The 25,519-nt window shown below is 62.2% G+C and carries 25 protein-coding genes, 1 tRNA gene and 2 pseudogenes; 9 read left to right on the forward strand and 19 right to left on the reverse strand.

Annotated features, from left to right (window positions below; all coding sequences use genetic code 11):
* The 4 genes and pseudogenes from E5W87_RS12290 to E5W87_RS12305 all read right to left on the reverse strand — a co-directional run.
* Positions 1-509, reverse strand: a pseudogene (locus tag E5W87_RS12290) (iron ABC transporter permease); the annotation flags it as partial.
* A gap of 176 nt (positions 510-685) precedes the next feature.
* Positions 686-1,693: an iron ABC transporter substrate-binding protein gene (locus tag E5W87_RS12295; protein ID WP_292397471.1), complete on the reverse strand. Its 1,008-nt coding sequence runs from the start codon at positions 1,691-1,693 to the stop codon at positions 686-688.
* Between the two features lie 212 nt (positions 1,694-1,905).
* Complete coding sequence (locus E5W87_RS12300; RefSeq protein ID WP_292397474.1) at positions 1,906-3,117, reverse strand: cytochrome P450; 1,212 nt, start codon at positions 3,115-3,117, stop codon at positions 1,906-1,908.
* Positions 3,114-3,773 carry a GNAT family N-acetyltransferase gene (locus E5W87_RS12305; protein ID WP_292397477.1) on the reverse strand — a complete coding sequence of 220 codons (660 nt, stop codon included), beginning with the start codon at positions 3,771-3,773 and terminating at the stop codon, positions 3,114-3,116. The genes E5W87_RS12300 and E5W87_RS12305 overlap by 4 nt, the downstream gene beginning before the upstream one ends.
* Positions 3,774-3,860: 87 nt before the next feature.
* On the opposite strand from E5W87_RS12305, the gene E5W87_RS12310 reads away from it, so the two are divergent.
* From E5W87_RS12310 to E5W87_RS12320, 3 genes are all read left to right on the forward strand, one after another.
* On the forward strand, positions 3,861-4,880 hold the full coding sequence (locus tag E5W87_RS12310; RefSeq protein WP_292397479.1) for a hypothetical protein: 1,020 nt from the start codon (positions 3,861-3,863) through the stop codon (positions 4,878-4,880).
* 106 nt (positions 4,881-4,986) lie between these two features.
* A complete protein-coding gene (locus E5W87_RS12315) occupies positions 4,987-5,538 on the forward strand; it encodes a sigma-70 family RNA polymerase sigma factor (protein ID WP_292397482.1) in 552 nt (183 codons plus the stop codon).
* A gap of 1 nt (position 5,539) precedes the next feature.
* The gene (locus E5W87_RS12320; protein ID WP_292397485.1) at positions 5,540-6,178 is read left to right on the forward strand and encodes an NrsF family protein; all 639 of its coding nucleotides are present in this window, start codon (positions 5,540-5,542) and stop codon (positions 6,176-6,178) included.
* A gap of 185 nt (positions 6,179-6,363) precedes the next feature.
* On the opposite strand, the gene E5W87_RS12325 is transcribed toward E5W87_RS12320, so the two are convergent.
* The 7 genes from E5W87_RS12325 to E5W87_RS12355 all read right to left on the reverse strand — a co-directional run bounded on the left by E5W87_RS12325 (position 6,364) and on the right by E5W87_RS12355 (position 11,794).
* Positions 6,364-7,242 carry a 3-hydroxybutyryl-CoA dehydrogenase gene (locus E5W87_RS12325; RefSeq protein WP_292397487.1) on the reverse strand — a complete coding sequence of 293 codons (879 nt, stop codon included), beginning with the start codon at positions 7,240-7,242 and terminating at the stop codon, positions 6,364-6,366.
* Positions 7,243-7,359: 117 nt separating this feature from the next.
* Positions 7,360-8,289, reverse strand: coding sequence for an electron transfer flavoprotein subunit alpha/FixB family protein (locus E5W87_RS12330; protein ID WP_292397490.1), 930 nt, complete (start codon positions 8,287-8,289; stop codon positions 7,360-7,362).
* 20 nt (positions 8,290-8,309) lie between these two features.
* Positions 8,310-9,059, reverse strand: a complete 750-nt coding sequence (locus E5W87_RS12335) for an electron transfer flavoprotein subunit beta/FixA family protein (RefSeq protein WP_292397493.1) — start codon at positions 9,057-9,059, stop codon at positions 8,310-8,312.
* 213 nt (positions 9,060-9,272) lie between these two features.
* On the reverse strand, positions 9,273-10,076 hold the full coding sequence (locus E5W87_RS12340) for a rhomboid family intramembrane serine protease (protein ID WP_292397496.1): 804 nt from the start codon (positions 10,074-10,076) through the stop codon (positions 9,273-9,275).
* A 25-nt stretch (positions 10,077-10,101) separates the two neighbouring features.
* Complete coding sequence (locus E5W87_RS12345; protein ID WP_292397499.1) at positions 10,102-10,683, reverse strand: cob(I)yrinic acid a,c-diamide adenosyltransferase; 582 nt, start codon at positions 10,681-10,683, stop codon at positions 10,102-10,104.
* A gap of 29 nt (positions 10,684-10,712) precedes the next feature.
* Positions 10,713-10,904: a twin transmembrane helix small protein gene (locus tag E5W87_RS12350; RefSeq protein WP_126104766.1), complete on the reverse strand. Its 192-nt coding sequence runs from the start codon at positions 10,902-10,904 to the stop codon at positions 10,713-10,715.
* 23 nt (positions 10,905-10,927) lie between these two features.
* Positions 10,928-11,794 carry an SDR family oxidoreductase gene (locus E5W87_RS12355; protein ID WP_292397501.1) on the reverse strand — a complete coding sequence of 289 codons (867 nt, stop codon included), beginning with the start codon at positions 11,792-11,794 and terminating at the stop codon, positions 10,928-10,930.
* A 57-nt stretch (positions 11,795-11,851) separates the two neighbouring features.
* Here E5W87_RS12355 and E5W87_RS12360 point away from each other — a divergent pair, with 57 nt between their 5' ends.
* The 3 genes and pseudogenes from E5W87_RS12360 (at position 11,852) to E5W87_RS12370 (ending at position 13,442) form a co-directional block, all read left to right on the forward strand.
* The gene (locus E5W87_RS12360; RefSeq protein WP_292397504.1) at positions 11,852-12,703 is read left to right on the forward strand and encodes a YihY/virulence factor BrkB family protein; all 852 of its coding nucleotides are present in this window, start codon (positions 11,852-11,854) and stop codon (positions 12,701-12,703) included.
* Positions 12,704-12,739: 36 nt separating this feature from the next.
* A pseudogene (locus tag E5W87_RS12365) lies at positions 12,740-13,155 on the forward strand (IS1 family transposase); the annotation flags it as partial.
* Positions 13,156-13,175: 20 nt separating this feature from the next.
* Complete coding sequence (locus tag E5W87_RS12370; protein ID WP_292397507.1) at positions 13,176-13,442, forward strand: hypothetical protein; 267 nt, start codon at positions 13,176-13,178, stop codon at positions 13,440-13,442.
* A gap of 93 nt (positions 13,443-13,535) precedes the next feature.
* Here E5W87_RS12370 and E5W87_RS12375 read toward each other — a convergent pair whose 3' ends face one another.
* Positions 13,536-14,411 (reverse strand): DMT family transporter, encoded by an 876-nt coding sequence (locus E5W87_RS12375; protein WP_292397510.1) that lies wholly within the window; start codon positions 14,409-14,411, stop codon positions 13,536-13,538.
* A gap of 141 nt (positions 14,412-14,552) precedes the next feature.
* Complete coding sequence (gene gluQRS, locus E5W87_RS12380; protein WP_292397513.1) at positions 14,553-15,428, reverse strand: tRNA glutamyl-Q(34) synthetase GluQRS; 876 nt, start codon at positions 15,426-15,428, stop codon at positions 14,553-14,555.
* Between the two features lie 92 nt (positions 15,429-15,520).
* On the opposite strand from gluQRS, the gene E5W87_RS12385 reads away from it, so the two are divergent.
* Both E5W87_RS12385 and E5W87_RS12390 read left to right on the forward strand, forming a co-directional pair.
* Complete coding sequence (locus tag E5W87_RS12385) at positions 15,521-16,162, forward strand: DNA-3-methyladenine glycosylase (RefSeq protein ID WP_292397515.1); 642 nt, start codon at positions 15,521-15,523, stop codon at positions 16,160-16,162.
* A 129-nt stretch (positions 16,163-16,291) separates the two neighbouring features.
* Complete coding sequence (locus E5W87_RS12390) at positions 16,292-16,849, forward strand: HNH endonuclease (protein ID WP_095485996.1); 558 nt, start codon at positions 16,292-16,294, stop codon at positions 16,847-16,849.
* A gap of 151 nt (positions 16,850-17,000) precedes the next feature.
* On the opposite strand, the gene E5W87_RS12395 is transcribed toward E5W87_RS12390, so the two are convergent.
* Positions 17,001-17,519 (reverse strand): disulfide bond formation protein B, encoded by a 519-nt coding sequence (locus E5W87_RS12395; RefSeq protein WP_292397517.1) that lies wholly within the window; start codon positions 17,517-17,519, stop codon positions 17,001-17,003.
* A gap of 55 nt (positions 17,520-17,574) precedes the next feature.
* A complete protein-coding gene (locus E5W87_RS12400; RefSeq protein ID WP_292397518.1) occupies positions 17,575-18,162 on the reverse strand; it encodes a YqaA family protein in 588 nt (195 codons plus the stop codon).
* A gap of 176 nt (positions 18,163-18,338) precedes the next feature.
* Here E5W87_RS12400 and E5W87_RS12405 point away from each other — a divergent pair.
* Positions 18,339-18,423: transfer RNA gene (locus E5W87_RS12405), tRNA-Leu, on the forward strand.
* Positions 18,424-18,529: 106 nt separating this feature from the next.
* On the opposite strand, the gene E5W87_RS12410 is transcribed toward E5W87_RS12405, so the two are convergent.
* From E5W87_RS12410 to secA, 4 genes are all read right to left on the reverse strand, one after another.
* Positions 18,530-19,138 carry a hypothetical protein gene (locus E5W87_RS12410; RefSeq protein WP_292397521.1) on the reverse strand — a complete coding sequence of 203 codons (609 nt, stop codon included), beginning with the start codon at positions 19,136-19,138 and terminating at the stop codon, positions 18,530-18,532.
* Positions 19,139-19,395: 257 nt separating this feature from the next.
* Positions 19,396-20,676, reverse strand: coding sequence for a GNAT family N-acetyltransferase (locus E5W87_RS12415; protein ID WP_292397524.1), 1,281 nt, complete (start codon positions 20,674-20,676; stop codon positions 19,396-19,398).
* Positions 20,676-22,076: a lipopolysaccharide biosynthesis protein gene (locus E5W87_RS12420; protein WP_292397527.1), complete on the reverse strand. Its 1,401-nt coding sequence runs from the start codon at positions 22,074-22,076 to the stop codon at positions 20,676-20,678. Before E5W87_RS12420 ends, E5W87_RS12415 begins: the two co-directional genes overlap by 1 nt.
* 282 nt (positions 22,077-22,358) lie before the next feature.
* Positions 22,359-25,091: a preprotein translocase subunit SecA gene (gene secA, locus E5W87_RS12425; protein ID WP_292397530.1), complete on the reverse strand. Its 2,733-nt coding sequence runs from the start codon at positions 25,089-25,091 to the stop codon at positions 22,359-22,361.
* Between the last annotated feature and the right edge of the window lie 428 nt (positions 25,092-25,519).

Consider the following 25,519-nt stretch of genomic DNA (forward strand, 5'->3'; position numbering starts at 1 on the left):
TCTTCGAGGGCAGGATCGAGCCGGCGCAAAGCTGCCGCGACCGGCAAATAGAGGAACGGGAAATAGGCGACGACGGAAACCAGAACGCCGGCCCACAGGCCATGCAGTCCCGGCACCAGAGTGATCCAGGCATAGCTGTGCACGAAGGCGGGAATGGCGAGCGGCGCCACCGACAGCCAGGCCCACAGGCGGGCACCGGGAAGATCGCTGCGTTCGGTCAGCCAGGCCAGCGCAACCGAGAGCACGATGCAGATCGGTACGGCCAGCACCACCAAAAGCAAGGTGTTGACCAGGAGCTCGCCGACGCGCGGCCGGAAGATCAGCGCCGATACGGTTTCCCAGCCGGTCTGCACGGCAATCCAGATGATGAAGGCAAGTGGCAGCAGGGAGAAAAGTGAGACCAGGATGGCGGCGAGCGAAATCCAGGATACGGGGCGCCGGCGCGTCCATTGCCCAGCCACCGTACCGGTCGGCAAGCCTGAACGTGCAAGATCGGCCGCAGACTGCATCAGCTCAGGCGCCGCGCCGCTGCCGCCCGGTGGCGGAAACGATCGAAGGGCCGCAAACGCGGCTAAAAACGCAGTCTGTCGTCATGGACGAATGCCATCTCGAAAAACAGAGCGCTCCTGCGGAAAGCGAAATCCCGCAGAAGCGCAGTCGGTTGCCCTTTTAGGACGAATGCCGACTAAAGCAAGCCGGCTGCCGTCATCAGATCGGTCACCTTCTTGGAGTTCAGCGTCGTTGCGTCGACCTTCGGCGCCTGCAGATCGGCCAGCGGCACCAGCGCCGGATTGGACGCCGCGCCCTTGCCGACCGCGTATTCGAAGGAATTGCCGGTCTTCAGCACTTCCTGGCCACCCTTGCCGGTCACCCACTTCAGGAAGGCCTGGGCCTCCTCCGGGTGCTTGCTGGAGGCCAGCACGCCACCGCCGGAAACCGAGACGAACGCGCCCGGATCCTGGTTCTTGAAATAGTGCAGCCCGATGTTCTTGCTGTTCTCGCCGGTCTTGGCTTGGTCGCCGTAGTAGTAATAGTGATAGATCACGCCGCCTTCGACCTCACCGGCATTGACCGCCTTCATCACGGTGCTGTTGCCTTTGTAGGCGGTGAAGTTCTCCTTCATCGCCTTCAGCCAATCGGCTGTTGCGGCCTCACCCTTGAGCTGCAAAAGCGCGCTGACGATCGCCTGGAAATCGGCGCCGGAGGGCGAAGCGGCCCAGCGTCCCTTCCAGCTCGGATCGGCGAGATCCAACAGCGACTTGGGCAACTGCTCGGCGGTCAACTTGGTCTTGTCATAAACAAAGACGGTGCTGCGCGCGGCGACGCCCACCCATTTGCCGCTGGCCGGCTGATATTCCTGTGGAACCTGCGCCTGCGTGTCGGCATCGACCGGCGCGAACAGCCCGGCGGACTCGACCAGCACCATGGCGGGCGAGTTTTCGGTCAGGAAGACGTCGGCCGGCGAGGCTGCGCCTTCGGCGACGATCTGGTTGGAGAAATCGCTGTCGCCGCCGTGGCGAACGGTGACCTTGATGCCGGTTTCCTTGGTGAAGCCTTCCACCCAGGCATTGGTCAGGCTCTCGTGCTGGGCATTGTAGACGACGATGCCGCCGTCCTGGGCCATCGCTGGGCCGGCGATCAGGCTGACTGCAAGTGCTGTGGCACCGGCAAGGGCGGAAAGAGCATATTTCATGGGCGTCATCCCTCTCGATCTCGATGGTCTTGATTTAGCAAGGCTGCACCTATCAATTCCTGACCGGTGTAGTCAACATTGGCCGCTGCGTTAATCAAGCGTGGAAACGCGAAAGCTGCGCCGGACGGACAATTTTGTGTGAGCAGGCACGTGTCTGCCCTGTCCGCAACAAAGCGTCGCCACGAGGGCTGATCGTGTTTCCGTGGCGTTTTCTACGCGAAAGGCAAAACCAGGGGAGCGGTTTGCAGGCCGTAAAGCAGCACCGAGGGCCGTCTGACAACCCTGGGAAGGTCAAGGCGCCAACCTCCAGCCTTTGTGAACAGCGCCTCCAGCAGGACGGCTATCTCCAGCCTGGCGACATGCTGTCCGAGACAGACATGCAAGCCAGTGCCGAAGGTAAGAGTAGGGGGAGTGGCGGCGTTCAGATCCAGCTCGTCGCCTGCCGGAAAAACCGCCGCATCGCGATTGGCGCTGGCAAGCACTGGGACGACAGCCTGTCCGGCACGGATGGCGACACCGTCAAAATCGAAGTCGTTCGCAGCGATGCGTGCTCCTGCATAGTGAACCGGAGCGCAATAGCGAAGCAGTTCTTCCGCTGCGGACAGCCAGCTTACGCGTCCGTCTTCAAGCAGTTTCCGCTGGTCGGGGAAGCATTCAAGCGCAACAAGCGCGTTGCCGAACGTGTCGACAACCGTCGCTTGGCCGGCAAAAAGGAGAAACACGATATTGGCAACGGCGTCGTCGCGCCGCCAGCGGCCTGCTTCGACCTCTGCAAGCATCTGCGCGGCCATGCCGTTTGGCCGTACCGCACCCTTGTCGATTGCGGACGACACCCAGAGTTCCAGCCGGCGGCAGGCATCATTGGCGTCGGGGTCCACGCCTTCAAGTCTCATCTCCAGTGCTTTGGCCATGCACTGTGCATCCTCTCCCATCGACCACGGGTTATCGATGTCAATGCCGAGGATGTTCTCCAGAGTTGAGAACGACAAAGGGATGGCCAGATCACGCACTGCGTCGAAGTCTGGTTTTTCCGTGGCCTTTTGCGTCAGATGCAATGCTGTGGACAAGAGGCTGTCGAAGAGACGGGCACTGAGGGACGGCGTCAACGATCCCGCGAGCGGGCGGCGAAGTTGTAGATGTTGTGGAGGATCCGACAACATCATGGATTTCGTCAGCAGATCGAGCGCGTAATTGGCGGTGATCTTTTGCCGGGTCGCCTGATAAGCGCCGGGCGGCGCTTGCAAAAGCGACGGGTGTTTCAGCGCCTTCGAGACCAGAGCATGGCTGAACACGTAGTACGCTTGGCCCACCTCGGGGTAAGGTGCTTCGCCCCAAGCCGCTCCCCCCGTCGCCCTGCGCCGCGCGAATTCTGAAAACCGATCGCTGCCAAGAGCGAAAGGGTTGAAAAGCTCGGCTGATATCATTGGGTGACATCCACGGCAAAGATAACGCGATAGCCCCCGGAGCTTGCATCCTCCGGCAGAAATCCAGGCGCCAGATGCAGAAATTCGCAATTCAGTACCCGTCGATAGAATCGCAGCAGCGGATCCCGGATTATGGATTTCACCGGAGGCGTCATGCCGGTACGGTGCCAGTCGTCGATGGCCGCACGAAACTTCTGATCCGGAAGCACCTTGTCGGGGGTGTCCTGCTGCGCACCTGCGTAGGACGGACAGCGTCCGTCGCCCACCAACCAGCGTGCACCGACCCGGCGCCCGTGCTCGATCAATTCGGAAAGCAGACGACGCGCGATATCGGTTCCTCTGAATTCCGGACGCACACCGAGGTTGTAGACATAGAGCGAAAGCGCAGGCTCACTTCGGGCCATCGAAGAATAGGCGGAGAAGGTCTTTGGAAATTTTGCGGTATCGTGCGGATCCTGATTGGTCTCTACGAAGCAGATTGCACCCGCGACGAGATTATCGACAGAGGCCGCGATCATCGTATGCCCCAGGGATAGTCGGCGACCGATAGTGTCCGCTCCGGCGCCAAGCGGGCCCCATGCGGCATTCTCCATCTCGGCCATCCGCGGCACGTCTTCTTTGTCGATGGTATGAAATCTGATGTTTTTCGTTATCATGAAGGGCACCCCGCCAATGCCGTATAGAATGCATAGTCTCTATTTGCTAGTCGTGCATGCGCGACCCCGCAACGGCTGATTTTCCCCATGATTTTTTATGTTTGCCATCGTTTGCACACCTACACCCAGGCGAGCTTTCTCCTCTATTATCGAAAAGATATGCAGAACTTTTTTCGCCTGGTTCCATATGAACAGGCAACTCTTCTAGGGACGCTTTCTGCGGGAACGGTAATCTGGTCCGATATGGACCGACTGAGCGAGGTTGAAATCGATGCGGCCTCGGAGTTCGGCCGCAAGATGGAACTGCAACAACCTCACGTCGTGCAGCTCAATCATCCGCGCGAGAGTTTTCAGCGTTTCGAACTGCTGCGCAAACTATTTGCGGACCGCATCAACACTTTCCAGGTCCACCGGCCAGATGCTCTGCCCGACGATATACGCTATCCCGTTTTTCTACGCGACGAGACAGGCGCGGCTTACAAGGCGCCACGGCTATTGCAAGCGCGTCGCGAGCTGGACGATGCTCTCGCCGCCCTGCCTGACATGAAGTTCGTCCGACCAATGGTGGTCGAATTCGGATCTAAGGCCGGCTCCGATGGCCTGTACCGAAAATACGCTGCCTATCGCGTCGGCGACAGGACCTACGCACAGCATTGTTTTGCCAACGAAGAATGGTTCATCAAGGATCCCGGAAGGGGCATGCTGCAAGCTACAAGAAAACAGCACCTGGACTATGTAAGGGACAATCCCCACGCGCCGGATCTGATGGCGATTTTCGAAAAGGCCTCGATCACATATGGCCGGATCGACTACACGATCGTCGATGGCCGCATTCAGGTCTTCGAGATCAACACCAACCCCACCGTCCTGAGTTATCCGCCGACACCTTTCGACAAATACGATTCAATGCCCTACGCCAACATGCATGCCGATGCTCTTTTGGCACTGCCGCATGCGCGCGACCCGTCATCGACGGCGGAACTCGATAGAACGCATTTCGACGTTCTTGCGGCGCTGCGGCGCGAGTATCGGAAAAGGCGTAGGAAGTTGGTCGTCCGAAAAGGTTTGAGGTTTGTCCGGGACGCGGTGCTCGGCTCTAGGCACTGAGCCGTCTGCAAATCTTCGTGATATTCCCATAGTTTGGCTTGGACATTATTTCGCCGGCCACGTAACAGATCAACGCCGAGGCGCGAATATCGGGGAGTGAACTCTTGTGACCGGCAAGGACGAGGCCGAGCTTTCCCGGCTGATGCGGGCCGCGATCGCGGGGGATGAAAAGGCTTACGCCGACTTTCTGCGCCGGACGGCTGCTCTCGTTCGCGGCTTTATCAGGCGCAAGATCGTGCAGGGCGGGGTCGATCCCGAGGATGTCGTGCAGGAAACCTTGCTGGCCATTCATGTGAAACGGCATACCTGGCGCCAGGATTTGGCTGTGCTGCCCTGGGTCTACGCCATTGCGCGCTTCAAGCTGATCGATGCCTTTCGGCGGCGCGGGCGGCGCATCGAGATCGAGATCGACGAGATCGCCGAGACCTTCGCCGAGCCGGAGGCCGAGACGGTCAGCGAGCGCGACATCGATCGGGCACTGGACGGCCTGCCGCCGGCGCAGCGTTCCGTGGTCTCGTCGGTGTCGGTCGAAGGCCGTTCCATCCGTGAGACGGCAGCGAAGTACGGCATCAGCGAGACGGCGGTGCGCGTGTCGCTGCATCGCGGGCTTGCCGCCATTGCCAAGCGGTTCGGGGCCAAACAATTCGGGCGGGAATGACATGAGGACCGACGATCTCATCAAGGCGCTCGACGCCGATGCCCGCAGCACGGCGATGCCGCTTGGCACGGCCTGGTGGCTGGCCGCCGGCGGGGCGGCGGTGATTGCGGCGGTGGTTTTCTGGCTGACGATCGGCCCGCGTGCCGACATCGCGACCGCCATGCACACAATGCGCTTCCTCGCCAAGTTCGTCTTCACGGCTGCTCTGGCCGTCAGCGCCTTCGCCTTGATCCGCGCCCTGTCGACGCCCGGTGCATCGACAAGCAGGGCGGCGGCCTGGATGATTGCCGCACCGCTGCTGGTGGTCATTGCGGTGGTTCTGGAACTCCTTTCCGTGCCTGCGGCCGAGTGGGGCACCCGGCTGGTCGGCAGCAACATGGTCATCTGCCTGACCTTCATTCCGCTGATCGGCATCGGTCCGCTTGCCGTCTTCATAGCGGTGCTGCGCTATGGCGCGCCGACGCGGCCGGTGCTTGCCGGAACGGTGGCGGGCCTGCTCGCCGGTGGGCTGGCGGCAACTTTCTATGCCGCACACTGCTTCGACGATTCGCCGCTTTTCGTCGCCACCTGGTACACGATGGCGATTGCCATCCTCGCCGCGCTTGGCGCGCTCGGCGGGCGGCTTTTCGTACGCTGGTAGCGGCGGCCCGCGAGCGGAACAATTTACGGTAGACGCATCGGCCCCGGAAATCGGATTCGATCTTTGGAAAGCACGACGCTCGGATACTCGTATTCGAGAATTCAGCGTCGTGCGCCCAAATGGACGCACGTCGCTTAGCCAAATTTCCGCGACGCCAAGTGACTCCGCTTGGCTCCAAAAATGCTTTAGCGCGTCGGAACGGGATGCTCGCCGCGGTAGTCGTAGAAGCCGCGCCCGGTCTTGCGGCCGAGCCAGCCGGCCTCGACATATTTCACCAGCAGTGGGCAGGGGCGGTATTTCGAATCCGACAGGCCGTCATGCAGCACCTGCATGATCGACAGGCAGGTGTCGAGGCCGATGAAATCGGCAAGCTGCAGCGGCCCCATCGGATGATTGGCGCCGAGCCTCATGGCGGTGTCGATCGCGTCGACCGAGCCGACCCCCTCATAGAGCGTGTAGATTGCCTCGTTGATCATCGGCAGCAGGATGCGGTTGACGATGAAGGCCGGAAAATCCTCCGAGACGGTGATCGTCTTGTCGAGATGGTTCACATAGGCCTTTGCCGTTTCGAAGGTCTGGTCGTCGGTGGCGATGCCGCGCACCAGTTCGACCAGCTTCATCAGTGGAACCGGATTCATGAAATGAATGCCGATGAAACGCTCCGGCCTGTCGGTCTGCGCGGCGAGACGTGTGATCGAGATCGACGAGGTGTTCGTCGCCAGAATGGCTTCGGGATTGAGCTGCGGGCAAAGCTGGGCGTAGATCTTGCGCTTGACCGTCTCGTCCTCGGTCGCCGCTTCGATCACCAGATCGGCACCCGCAAGGTCGGCCATGGTAGGCGCTGCCGAAATCCGCGCCATCGCCTCGTTGCGCAGCTTTTCCTCGAGTTTGCCGGAGCCGACCTGGCGGGCCATGTTGCCGCTGATCGTAGCGATGCCCTTTTCGATACGGTCGGGCGAGATATCGTAGACCAGCACCTTGTAGCCAGAAAGCGCGGACACATGGGCGATGCCGCCGCCCATCTGGCCCGCGCCGATGATGCCGATCGTCTCGATCTTGCTCATTACACCGATCCCGTCAAAAGGCCTTTGCGGCCTGCTTTTTGTGCGGTGCAAACTAAAAGGGCGGGGCAGCTTCGTCTACCCCGCCTCTCACAATTTAATACGCTTTGGCAGATAGCGTCAAAGCGCCTTTTGCAGTTCGGGCAGAATGACGAAAAGGTCGCCGACGAGGCCGTAGTCGGCGACCTGGAAGATCGGCGCCTCCTCGTCCTTGTTGATGGCGACGATGACCTTCGAATCCTTCATGCCGGCAAGATGTTGGATGGCGCCGGAGATGCCGACGGCGATGTAGAGATCGGGGGCCACCACCTTGCCGGTCTGGCCGACCTGCCAATCGTTCGGCGCGTAGCCGGCGTCGACAGCGGCACGAGAGGCGCCGACGGCGGCGCCGAGCTTGTCGGCGACCGGCAGGATGACCTCCTGGAATTTCTCCGAGGAGCCCAGCGCGCGACCGCCCGAGATGATGATCCTGGCCGAAGTCAGCTCCGGACGATCGGTCTCGGAAAGCTTGTTCTCGACGAAGCTCGACAGGCCGGGATTGGCCGCCGCCTGAACCGTCTCGACCGGAGCGGAACCGCCCTCGGGCGCCGCCTGGAAAGAGGCGGTGCGCACAGTAATCACCTTTTTGGCGTCGCTCGACTGCACAGTCTGGATGGCGTTGCCGGCATAGATCGGCCGCTTGAAGGTGTCTGATGACACCACTTCGATGATCTCGGACACCTGCGCGACATCGAGCAGGGCTGCCACGCGTGGCGCGACATTCTTGCCCGACGAGGTCGCCGGCGCGATGATCGTGTCATAGGAGCCTGCCAGCGATACGATGAGTGCGGCCAGCGGCTCGGCGAGACGCTCGGTGAGCTCGTCGGCTTCAGCAGCCAGCACCTTGCTCACGCCCTTGAGCTTGGCAGCTGCGTCCGCTGCGGGCTTCGCGCCCTTGCCGGCGACCAGCACATGCACGTCCGAGCCGATCTGCAGTGCCGCCGACAGCGCTTTGGCGGTCTGGTCGGAAAGCGTTGCGTTGTCGTGTTCGGCAATCAGAAGAATTGTCATCTTTTTTGTCCCTTCCAGCCTTATAACACGCCGGCTTCGTTCTTGAGCTTGTCGACCAGTTCGGCGACGCTCTTGACCTTGACACCCGCCTTGCGGCCGCCCGGCTCCTCGGTCTTGATCACCTTCAGCCGCGGCTTGACGTCGGCGCCGTAGTCGGCCGGGCTCTTTTCGTCGAGCGGCTTCTTCTTGGCCTTCATGATGTTGGGCAGCGAGGCATAGCGCGGCTGGTTGAGGCGAAGATCCGCGGTGACGATCGCCGGCATCTTCAGCTCCACCGTCTGCAGGCCGCCATCGACCTCGCGCGTGACCATCGCCTTGTCACCGTCGAGCACGACCTTGGAAGCAAAAGTGCCTTGCGCCCAGCCGAGAAGTGCGGCCAGCATCTGGCCGGTCTGGTTGGAATCGTCGTCGATCGCCTGCTTGCCTAGAATGACGAGACCGGGCTGTTCCGCCTCGACCACGCCCTTCAGCACCTTGGCGACACCCAGCGGCTCGGTCTGCTCGTCGGTCTTGACCAGAATGGCACGGTCGGCGCCCATGGCGAGCGCGGTGCGCAAGGTCTCCTGCGCCTGCTGCGGCCCGATCGAGACGACGATGATCTCTTCCGCCTTGCCGGCTTCCTTCAGCCGGATCGCCTCTTCGACCGCGATCTCGTCGAACGGGTTCATCGCCATCTTGACGTTGGCAAGTTCCACCGCCGAACCGTCCGACTTCACGCGAACCTTCACATTCGCATCCACAACCCGCTTCACGGGCACAAGGATCTTCATTTGCCTGTCACCTCTTTCACGATAGCAACCTCTTCCAAGATAAATTGAGCGCGCTATAGCAGCGTGCGCCCCTTCAGAGTTGTCGAAAGCCGACATTCCGGGCGGAATTCTAGTCTCCGACCGCCTAGTGTGGGAAAGCTTCCGTAGTTGCGGCGACCCCGCACGTCAATATCCGGGGGGCGCCCAAATCATCCGCGACGCACTCAAATCGGTTCAGTCCGGACTGGAGGCGCTTCCCCGTCCCCAGCGCGGCGCCGGCTGCGCCGGCAACGGGTCGCCTGGCGCCGGCTCTGCGGCAACAGGCACCTGGCCGGCGACCACCACTGCCTCTTCGTCCGCACCGGCAAGCAGTGGTACGGCGCGGTTGCGCAAGATGAGCACCAGCACGGCCCCGGCGATGATGCCGCCGACGTGGCAGGCCCAGGAAACCTGATCCTCGCCACCTGCGGCGAACATCACGATCTGGAACAGGATCCACAGGATGAGCGGTATGAAGGCCGGGATGCGCAGCGGGATGCGGGCGAAGGCCAGCACCCATACCTTCACCCTGGGGTAGAGGATCAGATAGGCGGCGACCACGCCGGCGATGGCGCCTGACGCGCCGATCAGCGGAACCTGCGAATCCCACGCGATCAGGCCCTGGAAGAAGGCGCCGGCGATGGCGCACAGTAGGTAAAAGACGAGAAAGCGGACATGGCCGAGCGCGTCTTCGACATTGTCGCCGAACACCCAGAGGAACAGCATGTTGCCGCCGAGGTGAAAAATATCGGCGTGCAGGAAGGAATAGGTGACGTAGCTCAGGCTCTCGGGGATGACGACAAACTGCGGAGCGAGCTCCACGCTGTCGTGGACGACCGACGGGATGAAGCCGAGGCCCAGCACAGCGGCGTTGGAGAACTGCTCGCCGCCAAGCGCGGTGGCGAAGTAGATGAGCGTGTTGAGCGCGATCAGGCCGATCGTGACATATTGCAGCTTGATGTGCCGCAACTTGTTGGTGTCGTAGAGCGGGATAAACATCGGACCCCCTCCCGCCTCGGTGGATTCAGCGGTTCTTGCCGGGAACCCATAGCACGTCGGCGTTTCCATTGTCATTGACCGCGCGCGCGGCGACGAACAGAAAGTCCGATACGCGGTTGATGTATCTTATCGCCTCGCGGTTGACATGCTCGCCTGGGTCCTGCGTCAACGCCACCATGATGCGCTCGGCCCGCCGGGCCACCGTGCGGGCGAGGTGAAGGGCAGCCGCCGCCGGCGTGCCGCCATTGAGCACGAAGGATTTGAGCGGCTGCAGATCCTTGTTGAGCAGGTCGATGTCATTTTCGACACGATCGGTCTGCACAGCGGTGATGCGCAGCGGCTCATAGTCGAGCGGCTTGCCGTCGTCCGGCACCGCCAGATCGGCGCCGAGGTCGAAAAGGTCGTTCTGGATGCGGCCGAGCATAGCGTCGATCGCCGGATGTGTTGCCGCTGTGTGGATGCGGGCCATGCCGATGCAGGCATTGGCCTCGTCGACCGTACCATAGGCATCGACACGCAGATCGGATTTCAGGCGCCGTTCGCCGGTGCCGAGGCCGGTGGTGCCGTCGTCGCCGGTACGCGTGTAGATCTTGTTGAGCTTGACCACGCTCTGCCTCCCGAAATCGCAGGTCGCCTTTATTTGCGGGTGAACCAGACGGCCAGCATGATCAGCACCAATGCCACGAACTGCAGCAAGACGCGCGTCTGCATCAGCTTGTTGGAGGTCATGCTGGAGCCGCCGCGCATCATGTTGATGAGGCCGCGGATCAGCACGATCACCACGGCGACCATGACGAGGACAGCGAGGATGTTGAAGACGGTTGCCATAGTGTGTTTCCAGTCGATTGCGTTCAGGCGCGTTTGGCAAGCAGGCGATAGAGCATCGCTGCCGGCAGAATGCGTTTGAGGATCACGCCGATCCTGGCCGGCACCGTTACCACATAATGCGGTCGCGGGCGCCGCGACAGAAGCGCATGGCGCAAGGCCGCATGAACCACCTCCGGCCCGGGCTTCAGCCGTGATGTGCCACCGCCGGCCCGCAGCCGTTGCAGCTGCGCCTCGTAGGCGATGCGGTGCACGGAATTCTCATGGTCGATATTCCTGAGAAACCACACAAGGCCGTTGCTGGCGATCTTCGATGTCACCGGCCCCGGCTCGATCAACGAGACATGGACGCCGCTGCCCTCGAGCTCCTGACGCATGCACAGCATCAACCCTTCGATCGCGTGCTTGGATGCCGAATAGGCGCCGCGAAAGTGCAGCGGCGCCAGGCCGAGGATCGAGGAGCAATGGACGAGACGGCCACGGCCCTGGCGGCGCATCACCGGCACGACACGGCGGGTGAGGTCATGCCAGCCGAAGACATTCGCCTCGAATTGCTCCCTGAGTGCTGCGACCGGCAGGTCCTCGACGGCGCCGGGCTGTGCGTAGGCGCCGTTGTTGAACAGGGCATCGAGCCGTCCGCCCGTCCGCTCCAGCACCGACGCCACCAGCGTCTCGATCGATACAGGTTCGCGGTAGTCCAGATAGAAGGCCTCGATGCCATCGGCTTCGAGGGCAGCGATATCCTCTGGCTGGCGCGCCGTCGCGAACACCCGCCAGCCTTCCGCCTTCAGCGCCCGGGCGCAATAGGCACCTATCCCGGAAGAAGCACCGGTGACGATGATGGTGCGCAACGCTTCTCCAGGAGGAAGTGTGGTTTGACCTAGGCTTGCCATTTGCCGCAATCCCTTCCCATATTCGCGGCGTCGAGACAATCGAAGGGAACGCGGTTCTTGTTGCGGAAGATCGTAGCCCTCAAACGCGTGCTCTATGACGCGCTCGGCCATTTCAACGCGGACGATGGCTGGGCGATGGCCAGTCATCTGGCGATCACGGCGCTGATGGCGCTTTTCCCTTTTCTGATTTTTGCCACGACACTCGCCAGCTTTTTCGGCGCACAGGCTTTTGCCGACACGGCCGTGCATCTCGTCTTCGACACCTGGCCAGAGCAGATCGCCAAGCCGATCGCGCGCGAAGTGCTCAATGTGCTTACCGTGCGGCGCACCGACCTGTTGACCTATGGCGTGCTGCTCGCCGCCTTCTTCGCCTCGAACGGCATCGAGGCGCTGCGCACCTCGCTCAACCGCGCCTACCGCGTCTCAGAAACGCGCGGCATCATCTATCGCCGGGTGCAGAGCATCGTCTTCGTTCTGATCGCCACGGCGGGTTTTCTGGTGATCAGCGTGCTCGTGGTTTTCGCTCCCTTGCTGGCGCGGCTGGCCGAGAGCAATTTCGAATGGATAAAACCCTATATGGGCACGATCACGCTGTGGCGTTACATCATCGCCTCCGTTGTTATCGTCGGTGGGCTGTTCGCGGTGCATTACTGGCTGCCTGCGGGCAAGCGCCGCTTCGTCTCGATCATACCGGGCATCATCTTCACGCTGATTGCCTGGCTCATCGGGTCGACCATCTTCGCCGCCTATCTCGACCGTTTCTCGTCCTATGTGACGACCTATGCCGGCCTTGCCTCGATCATGATCGCGGTCGTGTTCCTCTACATCGTCTCGGCGATCTTCATCCTCGGCGGTGAGCTCAACGCCGCGATCAGCCGCTATCTGGAGGCACGCGCCCGCGTTGGCTGATTCTTAGTGAGCATGATCGGTAGTGGGTCAGTTTGAAATTCCGCCATGCTGATCAAGCTCTATGGCGCTTCGCCGGACAGCGCCAAGGGTCGCTATAGCCCCGCCGAATGCACTGGCGCGCGGAAAGAACGGATCGACGGCAACCCGGACATCAAGCATGTCAGCATGTCATTTGCCGAGCGCCAGAACCTTACGATGCGGATGCATATGCGCCGCTTCACCCGCCTTACAAACGGCTTTCCAAGAAGGTGGAGGCTCACGCCAATGCCGTGGCGCTGCACTTCATGTACTACAACTTCGTCCGCATTCATGCTTCACTGCGCATGCCCCCAGCGATGGCCGCTGGCGTGAGTGGCAAGCTTTGGGAGATTGGCGATATCGTGGCGCTGAACGAAGCGAAGGAAACCGAGAAACCGATGGTGCGCGGGCACTACAAAGTGAGCGCGCGCTAAGCAGCGTTGGAGGCGTCTTAATGATTTCGGCCGGTGCCATAGTGACCGTCATTGGTGTGCCTGAGGACCTTAAGGATGATCTTCCGGGCGACGAGATGCGCACCAAAGAACTTTTCCTCGGATGCGTCGGGCGAAAATTTGAGGTTGTCAGCGTCACGAATAATTCGGGGACACACTTGCTGGAGTTGGAGGTCGGCGAGGTCTTTGGAGAACCAGCCTACATGCATTCGATCTGGATCGAGGAGAGATACGTCTCAGCGGTCAACCCGCCAGCGCACGAGGCCTGAGTGGGTCACCTGCCATGGTGTCGTAATTTCAAACTGACCCACTACCGCATCTCTTCGAAAACCGCTTTTTGCTACGCTACCTTCGGTTCGGGATCATGCCTTGGCCGGCTGACCGGTTGCCAGTCCGACGCCGAGCGTCGCGATCGCCATGCCGACGATCTGAACCAGGTTCAACTGTTCGCCGAACAATATCCAGGCGATGACCGCGGTGACGGCCGGGACCAGATAGAACAGCGAAGCGACTTTCGACATCTCGCCGTCGCGGATCATCACCATCAAGAGGAAGATGGCGCCGATCGACAGGACAAGCACCAGCCATGTCATGGCAAAGATCAGCTCGCCATTGACGGTGACGGTTCGGGTCTCGAAGGCGAGCGAGGCCAAGGCCATGACCGAGGCACCACCGACATATTGCCATTTGGTGGCCGCCACGAGATCGCCGCCGGAGGCGAAGCGCTTCTGCCAGATCGTGCCGGCGCTCATGCCAAGCACCGAGACAAGCGAGGCGGCAAGCGTTTCGGTCGTCACGCCGCCGCCGAGCGTTCCGAGCTTCGGCCAAAGCACGATGACCACACCGGCAAGGCCGATGCCGAGACCCGCCCAATGGCGCGGCAGGATGGCCTCGCCGAGAAACCTGCCGGCGAGTACCGCCGTGATCAGCGGCTGCAGCCCGACGATCAGGGCCGAAAGCCCGGCCGGCATGCCCCTGTGAATGGCCCAGAACACGCCGCCGAGATAGACGCCATGCATCAGGATGCCGGCGCCTGTGGCGTGCAGCGCCTCGGCGCGGGTGGCTCTTTTCGATCCGAGCACGACCATCAGAACGGCCAGCAGGATCGCCGCGAGAACGAAGCGCGCGGCGAGGAAGGTGAAGGGTTCCGCCCACGGCATGGCGTATCGCGCACCGATGAAGCCGGTCGCCCACAGGACGACAAAGGTGGCGGGGATGAACCGCTTGATGCTGTGCATTTTCGGAAGGCTGCCGTGTGGTCGGTGAGGATTGACTGTCGTGACTGCTGTAAAGTGGTTCAACCTGGCAAGCAAAACCAAACGGTTGATCCATACGTCACGCGAATTGAATGCGTGGCGATCCGCATGTCCCTTCGTGGGTCAGAGCTCGACCAATTTTCTGACATCGTCCGGTGATGCGCCGGCCTCGCGCAACGCGGCGAGACCGGTGTCCGCAAAACTCTTCGACAGCTTTCGTCCGTCCGGGCCGAGGACGAGACGATGGTGGAAGTAGCTTGGTTGCGGCAGGCCAAGGATCTCCTGGAGCAGGCGCTGCACACCGGTGGCGGAATAGAGGTCCTGGCCGCGCACCACGTGGCTGATGCCTTGCAGTGCGTCGTCGACGACGACGGCGAGATGATAGCTGGTCGGGATTTCACGGCGCGCCACGATCACGTCGCCCCAGTCCTTCGGCCGGGCGTCTACCGCGCGCGTTGCGGAAAGCCTCTCGTCCGAAAATTCCAGCCATGCCAGGTTCTTGCCGACGCGTTCCATCGCAGCGCCGATGTCCAGCCGCCAGGCAAAAGGCGCATTCTCGGCAATCCGTCGCTTGCGTTCCCTGATCGGCAATGCCTTGTCGATGGCGGGATAGAGCGGCACGCCGTCCGGGTCCCGCGGCCAGTCGCGGCCGCGCTTTTCGCTGGCGGCAATGAAGGCTCTGATATCACCACGGCTCATGAAGGCCGGGTAGACGAGTTCTTCGCGAATCAGCCGGTCGAGCACCGCCTGATAGTCCGCGAAATGCTCAGACTGACGGCGCACCGGTTCTTCCCAGCCAAGCCCGAGCCATTTCAGATCGCGAAAAATGCCGGCCTCGAATTCCGGCGTGCAGCGCGTCGTGTCGATGTCCTCGATGCGCAGCAACAGGCGTCCGCCCCTTGCCCTCGCCAATTTCTGATTGAGCAGCGCCGAATAGGCATGGCCGAGATGCAGTTCGCCATTCGGGCTTGGCGCGAAGCGGAATGTCAGGAGTGTCATCCTTGGGCGGCAATCGGGTTGTGCGGCGCTTTCGCCAGTTGCTACTTTGAGCCTGATTACGAATTGCCATTTTGCGCTGGGAACAAGCAAGCATGCAACGCATCGCCACGCTCGACGACATCTCGCAAGGGCTCGACGCGCTCTGCCTGCTCGACCCGCGGCTTACAAAGGTGCGCGGCATTGCCGGCGAGGTGCCGCTTCGGCTCTCCGAGCCGGGATTTAGAAGCCTTGCCTCGATTATCGTCTCGCAGCAGGTTTCCCGCGCCAGCGCCGACGCCATCTTCGGGCGGCTGACAAAACTCGTCGACCCATTGACGCCGCAAGCCGTCCTTGCCGCCGACGAAGCCATTTTTCGCGAGGCCGGACTGTCGCGGCCGAAGCAGCGCGGCCTGATCGCCGTCGCTCAAGCGGTGGTCGATGGCCTCGACCTCGATCATCTCTGCTTACTCGATGCCGCGGAGGCGATCACGGCCATGACCAAGGTGTCGGGCATCGGCACGTGGACGGCCGAAGTCTATCTTTTGTTCGCCGCCGGCCACCCCGATGTCTTCCCGGCAGGCGACGTTGCCCTGCAGAGCGCGGTCGGTCACGCGCTCGGCATCGACCCGCGTCCGCCGGAGAAAACACTGATCCAGCTCGCCGAATCATGGAGCCCGTGGCGAGGTGTCGCATCGCGGCTTTTTTGGGCGTATTATCGCGAATTGAAGGGCAGGGACGCCGCACCCCCTGCCTAAATCCGCAAAAAAGCATGAAAATCATCCATTTTTGGCACTTCGTTTGATCGACAAGCCGCTTCACATCCCTGTCATGTCGGGCTTACAGTATCCGCGCCGACCGGTTGTAGAGCCAAGGAGGTCAATGACGTGACGGTTGCCGTATCTCCGGATGGGCTTCCAGCGCTGGTGCTGAACGCGGATTACCGTCCGCTCAGCTATTACCCCCTGTCGCTCTGGTCGTGGCAGGATGCCATCAAGGCGGTGTTCCTCGAGCGGGTGAATATCGTCGCCGAATACGAGCATGCCGTGTCGTCGCCGACCTTCTCGATGAAGCTGCCGAGCGTCGTCAGCCTGAAGGCCTATGTGAAGCCATCGCGGCATCCGGCCTTCACCCGCTTCAACGTCTTCCTGCGCGACCGTTTCCAGTGCCAATATTGCGGCACGCCGGAGGATCTGACCTTCGACCATGTCATTCCCCGCCATCGCGGCGGCGCGACGACATGGGAGAATGTCGTCGCCGCCTGCTCGCCCTGCAATCTAAGGAAGGGCGGCATGATGCCTGCGCACGCCAAGATGTGGCCGCTGCAGAAGCCCTTTCAGCCGACGGTGCATGATCTGCACAACAATGGCCGCCTGTTCCCGCCCAACCACCTGCATGAAAGCTGGATGGATTATCTATACTGGGATGTCGAACTGGAACCTTGAGATCATCCGATAATTCGGGAGGCTGGCCGTCTGAAGCGATTTTCTGCGCTTCCGGTGCTCACGTACTTTAGTACGCTCCGCTCCGGTTCTCGAAAATCACTTCATACGACTCAGCCTGCCGAATTCTTGGATGATCTCGCGCCGCGCTAGATTAATCTCGGGCGAGTGCGCCGCGGAAGGCGATGACCGCCAGGACAAGGCTGGCGATTGCGTTCCAGCCGGCCAGCGACAGGCCGAGGATGCGCACGGCCGCCTTGTCGCAGGAGGGCGGCACGAATTTGTCGAGCGCGTCGAGCACGCCCTTGCCGCCGGTGTCGACCGGTCCGGCAGCCGCGGCACAATCGGTCGGCCCCGCCCACCACGCCCATTCGACGCCGGAGTGATAGACGCCGAGATAGACGCCGTAGACCATCAGCAGGCCGCCGACGGCCAGCAGGCCGCGTGTCAGCCAGGCCGGCCAGCGCAGCGCCGACGACAGCACCGCCAGCAGCATCAGCGGCACGCCGATATAGTAGGGGGTGCGTTGTTCCAGGCAGAGCTTGCACGGGATGTAGCCACCCAGATACTGGAAGGCCAGCGCCGAGCCGACGGTGGCGGCCATGGCGACGGCGAGGAACAACGCCGTCCGCATGCGTTGGCGTCCAATGTCGGCATTCACGGTCGCTGTCATCGATCTATCGTCCGTTCTCTCAGAGCAAAGGATGTTCAACTTGAACATCCTTGCGTCACATGGCGTATTTGACGACGATATAGAGCGAAATCAGGGCAGCGGCGGCGGCGCCCGCAATCAAGCCGAGGCGCTTTTCGATGAATTCGCGGATCGGTTCGCCATAGCGGCGCAGCAGCCAGGCCAGGAACAGGAAGCGGGCGCCGCGCGCCACGATCGCCAGCACGATGAACAGCAGGAGATTGACGCCGATCACGCCGGACAGGATCGTCACCACCTTGATCGGCGGCAGATGGGCGAGGCCGGAGGTGATCAGCATCAGGATGATGAAGCCGACTCCCGACGAGACGCGCAGCGCCTCGAAGTCGTCATACTTGCCGTAGAATTCGAGGATCGGCTTCGCCACCGCGTCATAGGCATAGTGGCCGATATACCAGCCGGCGATACCGCCCAGAACGGATGCCAGGGTGGCGATCAGCGCGTAGCGATAGGCGCGGTCCGGTCGCGACAGCGCCATCGGCAGGTAAAGCACGTCGGCCGGCACCAGGAACACCGAGCTTTCGACGAAAGCGATGAAGGCCAGCCACCATTCGGCGGATTTCTTTGCCGCCAGCGACAAGGTCCAGTCGTAAAGTCCGCGAAGCATTGGTACCCCTATGACGTGCGCTGCCTGTCTAGAAAGATTTTTCGCGCCGCACAATGGCCGCAGCTTCACGAAATCGAAGGCTGGGGTTGAGCGAAGGCCGGGATGTCGGGAATTGGCCAGTTGACGAACAGGCCTCCGACCGTATAGTCCGCGCCCATCCAGGCCGCCCGGCCTGAGCCCCTATGGCGGAATTGGTAGACGCGCTCGACTCAAAATCGAGTTCCGCAAGGAGTGCTGGTTCGATCCCGGCTAGGGGCACCATTTCCCACCCGAGGCACCTTGAAAGCTCGGTTCGGCGCTGCTGGGATAACCACCATCGAGGCGCGGGCCTTCCCGACACCATCGGACCGCGTAGCTCGGGTCGCTATCACATCGGCCCCGGCACCATCTTGGTCGGCTGCTCCGGCATCGGAAACGCATAATTTTCGCATTTCACGTCGGGGTTCGTCGGGCTGAACATTCCGAGCGGGTTGTCCTTGAACAGCCAGGCATGAAGATCGTAGTGGTAGAATTCCTTCGGAATTAGCGGATAGTGCCCCTCCATCGGCCCCTGGAATGTCTGTCCAAAGAGTGTCGGCGGCTCCTTGGTGTCAGGCGTCAGCGGTGCAAGCCATTCCACGGCCACCAGGCGCAAGCCGCCGTCGACCGGCTCATAGATAAGGACATTGGGGCGCGTCGGATCTGGTGTCGGGCTGACGCTCGCGACGTTGACGAAATGAATGCCCATCGCGCCCTTCGGGTAATCCATAGCCCCAGCCACTTTTTCGCCGCTGTAATAAACGCATCCGACCGTCGACAGATAGAGGTCGCGGATGGCGGCCTTGTAGTCTTCGTACTTGGTTAGCGATTCTTTCAGGGCATCGATCTCGGCCTTGTCAGGCTCGGCGGCCTGAGCTGCGGCCGCGGTCAGACAGCCGCCGACAAGGCCGATCAAAGCGAGAACACTGCGACGCCTGAAGTGAGTTGTTTTCGTCATGCATTCCTCCCAGTTTTTTGTTGGCCGGCAGACCGAGGCGGCAATAATGCTGGTTGCGCGGCCGAGATTATCGCCGATGCTAATCCTTTCCGCTGGTTGGGAGAATTAACCCTCATGACCTAGGCCCTCAGCACAGTGATTTGGCTCTTTGACGGAGCCTCAAAGGGACTGCGGACAGGTCGTTGGCGGCCGACGTTCGCTGCTGATTGGCCCGACCTGTCAAAATCACTGTGTCGAGGAACTAGGCCCTAGCAGGATCACCGCCGTCCCAACAGGCTCTTCATCCGGTTGCGCAGGATGCGCGCCATGTTGCGGGTTTCGCGGTAGAGGTGAAGCTGCGACGCCGCCTGGCGGGCGAGGCGGTCGGCGTCCGGCGTCAGGCCGATGACCAACGTGCCGATCGGCCGGCGCTCCATCCATAGCCGGCTCATCACCGGATGGTCGGGCACCGCGCAGGAATCGCTCATCATGATGTTGGGATCGTCGAGATGCTGACTGGTCACCTCGATCATCAAGAGCGTGCCCGGCGAATAGGCGGCGAGCGTCTCGTCATAGGCCGTCTTCCAGGTGTAGGCGACGCCGGCCTCGACGAAGACGACCAGGCAAGCGATGGTGCGGCCGTCGAGCGTCAGCGAATGGATGCGGCACAGATCCTGTTCGGCCAGCCGGTGCACGGCTTCGCGGGCAAAGGCGGCGCGGTAGCGGTCGATGGCCATGGCGGTACGCTCGCGGCCTTTCCAGCCGGCAGCCTCGAGCGTCAAGAAACGTTCGATGGCATGGCGGATCTCATCGGCTCCGCGCGCCACGAGATGCTCCAACCGGCCCAGATCGGCAAGGCGGCGCTTCAGGCGGCGGAACTCGCGATAGTGGTGCGAGCGCAGCGAGGCCTTCAGATATTCATCGCCGTCGAGCTCGCTTTCGAGCATCGGGCGTTCGGCCTTGCCGGTGGTGACCAGCGTCAGGCCACGCGTCTCGGCGACCGTGGCCAGCAGGCTGGCCACCGGGCCGTCGAGACGGATGTCGGGCAGGACAAAGACTTTCGGCAGTTTGAGGTGCGGCCGCGACAGCATCGAGAAGAAATCCTCGACGACGCCGACGGGGTCGTCACGGTCGACCAGCGGCGTGCCGATCGGGCCGAACGGGCTCGACCATGTGCGCATGACCCGCACGCCGAGCGGCACCGCCGGCCGCTCCACCGAGAACGGCACCAGCAAGCGCAGCCGGTTGCGGTATTCGTCGCCGTCGCGGATGACCGCCAGCCGCACCTCCCGGTCTTCCAGCCTCGGCATGGCAGGCGCCAGGAAGCGCGGATTGAAGAAGACGTTGGGCTCGATCGTGCGGGTGCAGAGATAGTCGAGCTCCTCGACCAGATCGAAGCCGGCGGAGGCCGGGTAAATGGCCAGTTTGCGCTCGGGCCGGTCGTTGGCCAAGAGTTCGATATGGGCGGGATCGGCTTCGCGGGCGAGCCCTGCGAGGCCGGACACCATGGCGCCGGCCGGGCCGCCGCTGGTTTCCTCGAGCAACGGGACAGCGGCCATCACGCGGCTCCTTCGGCGGCTACGAAAATGGCCATGACGATGCCGAGCTTGCGCCAGACCGTGAAGGACAGCGCGCCGGCCTCGAAGATCATCGCAAAGGCGGTGGCCATCGCCGCGCCCCACAAGCCGAAAAGCGGGATCAGCACCAAATTGAGGCCGATGTTGAAGGCCAACGTCATGGCGTAGACGGCGGCGCAGATGTTCTGGTTGCCGCTCATGGTGAGCAGGCTTTCGCAAGGGCCGACGGCGGCGCGGGCGACGACGCCGAAGACCAGCAGGAACAGCAGCGGATAGCCGGCGCTGAATTCAGGCCCGAACAAGCTCAGCATAGGCTCGCCAAGCACCAGCACCATCAGCGCCATGAACAGCGACGGCCAGAAGGTCCAAGACACCGTTTCGCGGGCGAAGGCGGCGAGCTTTTCCGGCTCACCATGGGTGAATTGCGCATAGCGTTGGGCGACGCCGGCCTTGACCGCGAAATAGACGAAATGCACCAGCGCCAGCGTCTTGACCGTGGCGAAATAGACGGCAACGTCGTTGGGGCTCATATAGGCGCCGACCATCAGCACGTCGGCATTGGTGAGCAGGAAGAAAAAGCCTTCGACCAGGAAGATCGGCAGCGACACGAGGAACCACTGCGCGAAATGCACCTTCCTCGGCCCGGCCGGGATATTCCTGTCCATGCGCGCCGTGACGCCGATGAGCTGACCGAGCGTGGTGGCATAGGCGGCGGCGATCGAGGCGAAGATCGCGGTCCTGGCGTCGGGCGCAAAGCCCAGTAAAAGCATCAGCGCCATGAGCGCCAGGATCAGCACCGGCCGCACCAGATAAGTCGGCGCCAGCGCAAACAGCGCCCATGAGTTGGCCCGCGCCAGCCCCTGCAGCAGGTCGGACATGGCGATCATCGGCATGCAGATGAGGCCGAGAATGAACGGCACGACATAGTAGTTTTCGATAAAGGGCGAGAGCAGCCAGACGCCGAGCGCGCCGAGGCCGGCGATCGCGGTCGAAGCAACCAGCACGAACAGGCGGCTGGTTAGCACGATGCCGCGCAGCTCGGCCAGCATGTTGCGCTCGCGATATTCGGGAATGAAGCGGATGACCGAGGTGTGAAAGCCGAGGCAGGCGAGATTGCCGACGATGACCGTCGTCACCCAGACGAGGACGAAGATGCCGTATTCGAACGAGCCCATCCAGCGCGCCATCAGCACCTGGCTGACGAAGGCAATGACGGCGCTGACGATGCGGATGGAGAAGGCGATCAGCGACATGCGGCCGGCTTCGCCGCGCTCGTCGGCGGTGAACAGCACGGCGTCGATACGGCCAAGCAACGGCTTTACGCGCAGCGCAAGGCGCTGCGGCAGGAACCGCCCGGCTGTCGTCGCCGCGGAAAAGCGCACCCACTACTCTCCGTTTTCCGCCTCTTTTCAGGGGCTCGGTGTAGCGAGAACACATTAAGAAACGGTTGGGTGGGCTTCCTTCGGCGCCAGGAGTCGCCAAAGAACCTGACGGTCGAGATAAAAAAATTTGTAGTCTGATGTCGGCGGGACAGCGCCCCCCTCTGGCCGCCTGATATCTCCCCCCTCAGGTGGGGAGATTGGCTACTCGCGAACGTCCGCGCCGCCCCTCATCCGCCCTTTGGGCACCTTCTCCCCGTGAACGGGGAGAAGGGAAGTGGGTGCTTACGCAAACGCCCCGTGGCAGTGCTTGTACTTTTTCCCCGACCCACACGGGCAGGCCTCGTTGCGGCCGACCTTGCCCCAGGTGGCGGGGTTGTTCGGGTCGCGGTTTTCGGGGGCGACGATGGTGTTGGTCTCCTGCCGAACCAGAAGCCCCGTCTCGCCGCCGTTGAAATCGTCTTCGCCGGTGGTGCCGTCGATATGGCTGCCGAACATGTCGGGCGCCTCGGGCGGCGGCGCTTCGGCGGCCTGGCGGACCAGCTCGACGCGCATCAACTGCGCGGTGACGGCCTGGCGCAGATTGCCCAGCATTGCCTGGAACAGCTCGAACGCCTCGCCCTTGTATTCCTGCAGCGGGTCGCGCTGGGCATAGCCGCGGAAGCCGACGACCGAGCGCAGATGGTCGAGGTTGACGATGTGCTCGCGCCACAGATGGTCGAGCGTCTGCAGCACCACGGAACGCTCGACATAGGTCATCACGTCGGGGCCGAAACGCTCGGCGCGCTCCCTGGCGGCATTCTCGGCGGCCTGGGCAATGCGTTCGCGGATGTCGTCCTCGGCAATACCCTCTTCCTTGACCCAATCCTCGATGGGCAGGTCGAGATTGAGAAATTCGGCGACCTCGGCTTTGAGGCCGGCGACGTTCCACTGCTCGGCATAGGCGTTTTCGGGAATAGCCTTGGCGACGATCTCGTCGATGACACCCTCGCGCATCTCGGCGATCATTTCGGGGAGGCCTTCGCCGTCCATCAGTTCGATACGCTGCTCGAACACCACCTTGCGCTGGTCGTTCGAGACATCGTCATATTTCAGCAGGTTCTTGCGGATGTCGAAGTTGCGGGCCTCGACCTTCTTCTGCGCCTTTTCCAGCGCCTTGTTGATCCAGGGGTGGATGATCGCCTCGTCTTCCTTGAGGCCGAGCTTCTGCAGCATGCCGTCCATGCGCTCGGAGCCGAAGATGCGCATCAGATCGTCCTGCAGCGACAGGAAGAATTTTGAGCGCCCGGGATCACCCTGGCGACCTGAGCGGCCGCGCAACTGGTTGTCGATGCGACGCGATTCATGGCGTTCGGTGGCGAGCACGTAGAGGCCGCCGGCGGCCAGCGCCTTTTCCTTCAGCCGCTGCACGTCCTCGCGGATTTCCTTTTCCTTGGCCTCGCGCTCGGGACCGGCCGGCATGTCGGTCAGTTCCTCGGCGATGCGCATGTCGGCATTGCCGCCGAGCTGGATGTCGGTGCCGCGGCCGGCCATGTTGGTGGCAATGGTGATGGCGCCGGGTTTTCCCGCCTGGGCGACGATCGCCGCCTCACGCTCGTGGTGGCGGGCGTTCAGCACCTCGAAACCCTTGAAGCCGTCCTTGCGCAGACGCTCGGCCAGCTGCTCGGATTTCTCGATCGAGGTCGTGCCGACCAGCGTCGGCTGGCCCTTGGCGCTCGCCTCCCTGATCTCCTTGACGATCGCCTTGTACTTCTCTTCGACGGTCCGGTAGACCTCGTCGTCCTCGTCAATACGGATGACCGGCAGATTGGTCGGGATCTCGGTGACGTCGAGATTGTAGATGTTGCCGAATTCCTCGGCCTCGGTCAGCGCCGTTCCGGTCATGCCGGCGAGCTTCTTGTAGAGGCGGAAATAGTTCTGGAAGGTGACGGAGGCGAGCGTCTGGTTCTCCGGCTGGATCGCCACATGCTCCTTGGCTTCGAGTGCCTGGTGCAGGCCTTCCGAATAACGGCGGCCCGGCATCATGCGGCCGGTGAATTCGTCGATGATGACGATTTCGCCGTTGCGCACGATATAGTCCTTGTCCTTCTGGAACAGCTGGTGCGCCTTCAGCGCATTGTTGACGTGGTGGACGATGGCGACGTTCTCGACGTCGTAGAGCGACTCGCCCTTGAGCAGGTCGGCGTCGCGCAAAAGGTTTTCGAGCTTCTCGGTGCCCTCCTCGGTGAAGATCGAGGTCTTCTGCTTTTCGTCGATCTCATAGTCGGCCGGCTCGAGCTTCAGCATGAAGGCATCGATGGTGTTGTACATTTCCGAGCGGTCCTCGAGCGGACCGGAAATGATCAGCGGCGTGCGCGCCTCGTCGACCAGGATCGAATCGACCTCGTCGACGATCGCGTAGCTGTGGCCGCGCTGCACCATCTGGGCGCGCTCGAATTTCATGTTGTCGCGCAGATAGTCGAAGCCGAGCTCGTTGTTTGTGGCGTAGGTGACGTCGGCGGCGTAGGCGGCGCTGCGTTCCTCGTCGGACAGGCCATGGACGATGACACCGACGGTAAGGCCGAGGAATTTGTAGACGCGGCCCATCCATTCGGAGTCGCGCGTGGCCAGATAGTCGTTGACGGTGACGACATGGACGCCTTTGCCGGCGAGCGCGTTGAGATAGACGGGCAGTGTGGCGACGAGCGTCTTGCCCTCGCCGGTGCGCATCTCGGCGATGCCGCCATTGTGCAGCACCATGCCGCCGATCAGCTGCACGTCGAACGGGCGCATGCCGAGCACGCGGCGCGCCGCCTCGCGCACGGTGGCGAAGGCCGGCACCAGCAGATCATCGAGGGAGGCGCCGTTGGCGACGTCCTGGCGGAATTTTTCCGTGCGGGCCGTCAGCTCGGCGTCGGAGAGCGCCCGCATCTCGTTTTCCATGGCGTTGATCGCCTCGACGCGCGGCCGGGTCGATTTGACCCGACGATCGTTGGAGGAGCCGAAAACCTTACGGGCGAGACCGCCAAAACTGACCATTCAATGGTCCTTTCGATAGCATTCCAAGTCGTTGCGACGGGTGCCGGCCGGCCCCATCAAATCCACGTGAAACGCGGACACACGCAAGTAGCGCCCGGAAAACGGTTCTGGACGCAAAGTCGTTGGACAGATAAGAGGGGGCTCAATCGATGTCAACGCCGCGCTCGCCCTGTCGACCGCGCCAAATTCCGCCACAATCTGGCTGGTCTTGAAGCCATCCCGCTCTAGCTATCCCCCATTGGAGTTAATCGTATGTCCTTATCGTTCCGCCGCGCGTCGCTCGCCAGCCTCGGCCTGGCATTCGGGCTGTCGGCCCTGTCGCTGTCGCCACTGATGGCGCAGGACACCGCCCCCGCCCAACCAGCCCCCACCCAGCCGGCAGCACCTGTCGATCCGAACGCCGTGGTCGCCACGATCAACGGCCAGAC

Origin of the sequence: Mesorhizobium sp., assembly GCF_004962925.1 — a bacterium.
In the GTDB taxonomy this organism is placed as follows: Bacteria; Pseudomonadota; Alphaproteobacteria; order Rhizobiales; family Rhizobiaceae; genus Mesorhizobium.

What these genes read in the sequence shown, in the direction of transcription:
- E5W87_RS12320 (WP_292397485.1), top strand. Translation starts at nt 5,540, where the DNA reads ATGAGGACCGACGATCTCATCAAGGCGCTCGACGCCGATGCCCGCAGC.
- secA (WP_292397530.1), bottom strand. Translation starts at nt 25,091, where the DNA reads ATGGTCAGTTTTGGCGGTCTCGCCCGTAAGGTTTTCGGCTCCTCCAAC.
- E5W87_RS12340 (WP_292397496.1), bottom strand. Translation starts at nt 10,076, where the DNA reads ATGTTTATCCCGCTCTACGACACCAACAAGTTGCGGCACATCAAGCTG.
- E5W87_RS12300 (WP_292397474.1), bottom strand. Translation starts at nt 3,117, where the DNA reads ATGATATCAGCCGAGCTTTTCAACCCTTTCGCTCTTGGCAGCGATCGG.
- E5W87_RS12370 (WP_292397507.1), top strand. Translation starts at nt 13,176, where the DNA reads ATGATTTCGGCCGGTGCCATAGTGACCGTCATTGGTGTGCCTGAGGAC.
- E5W87_RS12375 (WP_292397510.1), bottom strand. Translation starts at nt 14,411, where the DNA reads ATGCACAGCATCAAGCGGTTCATCCCCGCCACCTTTGTCGTCCTGTGG.
- E5W87_RS12355 (WP_292397501.1), bottom strand. Translation starts at nt 11,794, where the DNA reads ATGGCAAGCCTAGGTCAAACCACACTTCCTCCTGGAGAAGCGTTGCGC.
- E5W87_RS12350 (WP_126104766.1), bottom strand. Translation starts at nt 10,904, where the DNA reads ATGGCAACCGTCTTCAACATCCTCGCTGTCCTCGTCATGGTCGCCGTG.
- E5W87_RS12310 (WP_292397479.1), top strand. Translation starts at nt 3,861, where the DNA reads ATGATTTTTTATGTTTGCCATCGTTTGCACACCTACACCCAGGCGAGC.
- gluQRS (WP_292397513.1), bottom strand. Translation starts at nt 15,428, where the DNA reads ATGACACTCCTGACATTCCGCTTCGCGCCAAGCCCGAATGGCGAACTG.
- E5W87_RS12305 (WP_292397477.1), bottom strand. Translation starts at nt 3,773, where the DNA reads ATGATAACGAAAAACATCAGATTTCATACCATCGACAAAGAAGACGTG.
- E5W87_RS12400 (WP_292397518.1), bottom strand. Translation starts at nt 18,162, where the DNA reads ATGCTTCGCGGACTTTACGACTGGACCTTGTCGCTGGCGGCAAAGAAA.
- E5W87_RS12415 (WP_292397524.1), bottom strand. Translation starts at nt 20,676, where the DNA reads ATGGCCGCTGTCCCGTTGCTCGAGGAAACCAGCGGCGGCCCGGCCGGC.
- E5W87_RS12395 (WP_292397517.1), bottom strand. Translation starts at nt 17,519, where the DNA reads ATGACAGCGACCGTGAATGCCGACATTGGACGCCAACGCATGCGGACG.
- E5W87_RS12410 (WP_292397521.1), bottom strand. Translation starts at nt 19,138, where the DNA reads ATGACGAAAACAACTCACTTCAGGCGTCGCAGTGTTCTCGCTTTGATC.
- E5W87_RS12335 (WP_292397493.1), bottom strand. Translation starts at nt 9,059, where the DNA reads ATGAAGATCCTTGTGCCCGTGAAGCGGGTTGTGGATGCGAATGTGAAG.
- E5W87_RS12295 (WP_292397471.1), bottom strand. Translation starts at nt 1,693, where the DNA reads ATGAAATATGCTCTTTCCGCCCTTGCCGGTGCCACAGCACTTGCAGTC.
- E5W87_RS12330 (WP_292397490.1), bottom strand. Translation starts at nt 8,289, where the DNA reads ATGACAATTCTTCTGATTGCCGAACACGACAACGCAACGCTTTCCGAC.
- E5W87_RS12325 (WP_292397487.1), bottom strand. Translation starts at nt 7,242, where the DNA reads ATGAGCAAGATCGAGACGATCGGCATCATCGGCGCGGGCCAGATGGGC.
- E5W87_RS12385 (WP_292397515.1), top strand. Translation starts at nt 15,521, where the DNA reads ATGCAACGCATCGCCACGCTCGACGACATCTCGCAAGGGCTCGACGCG.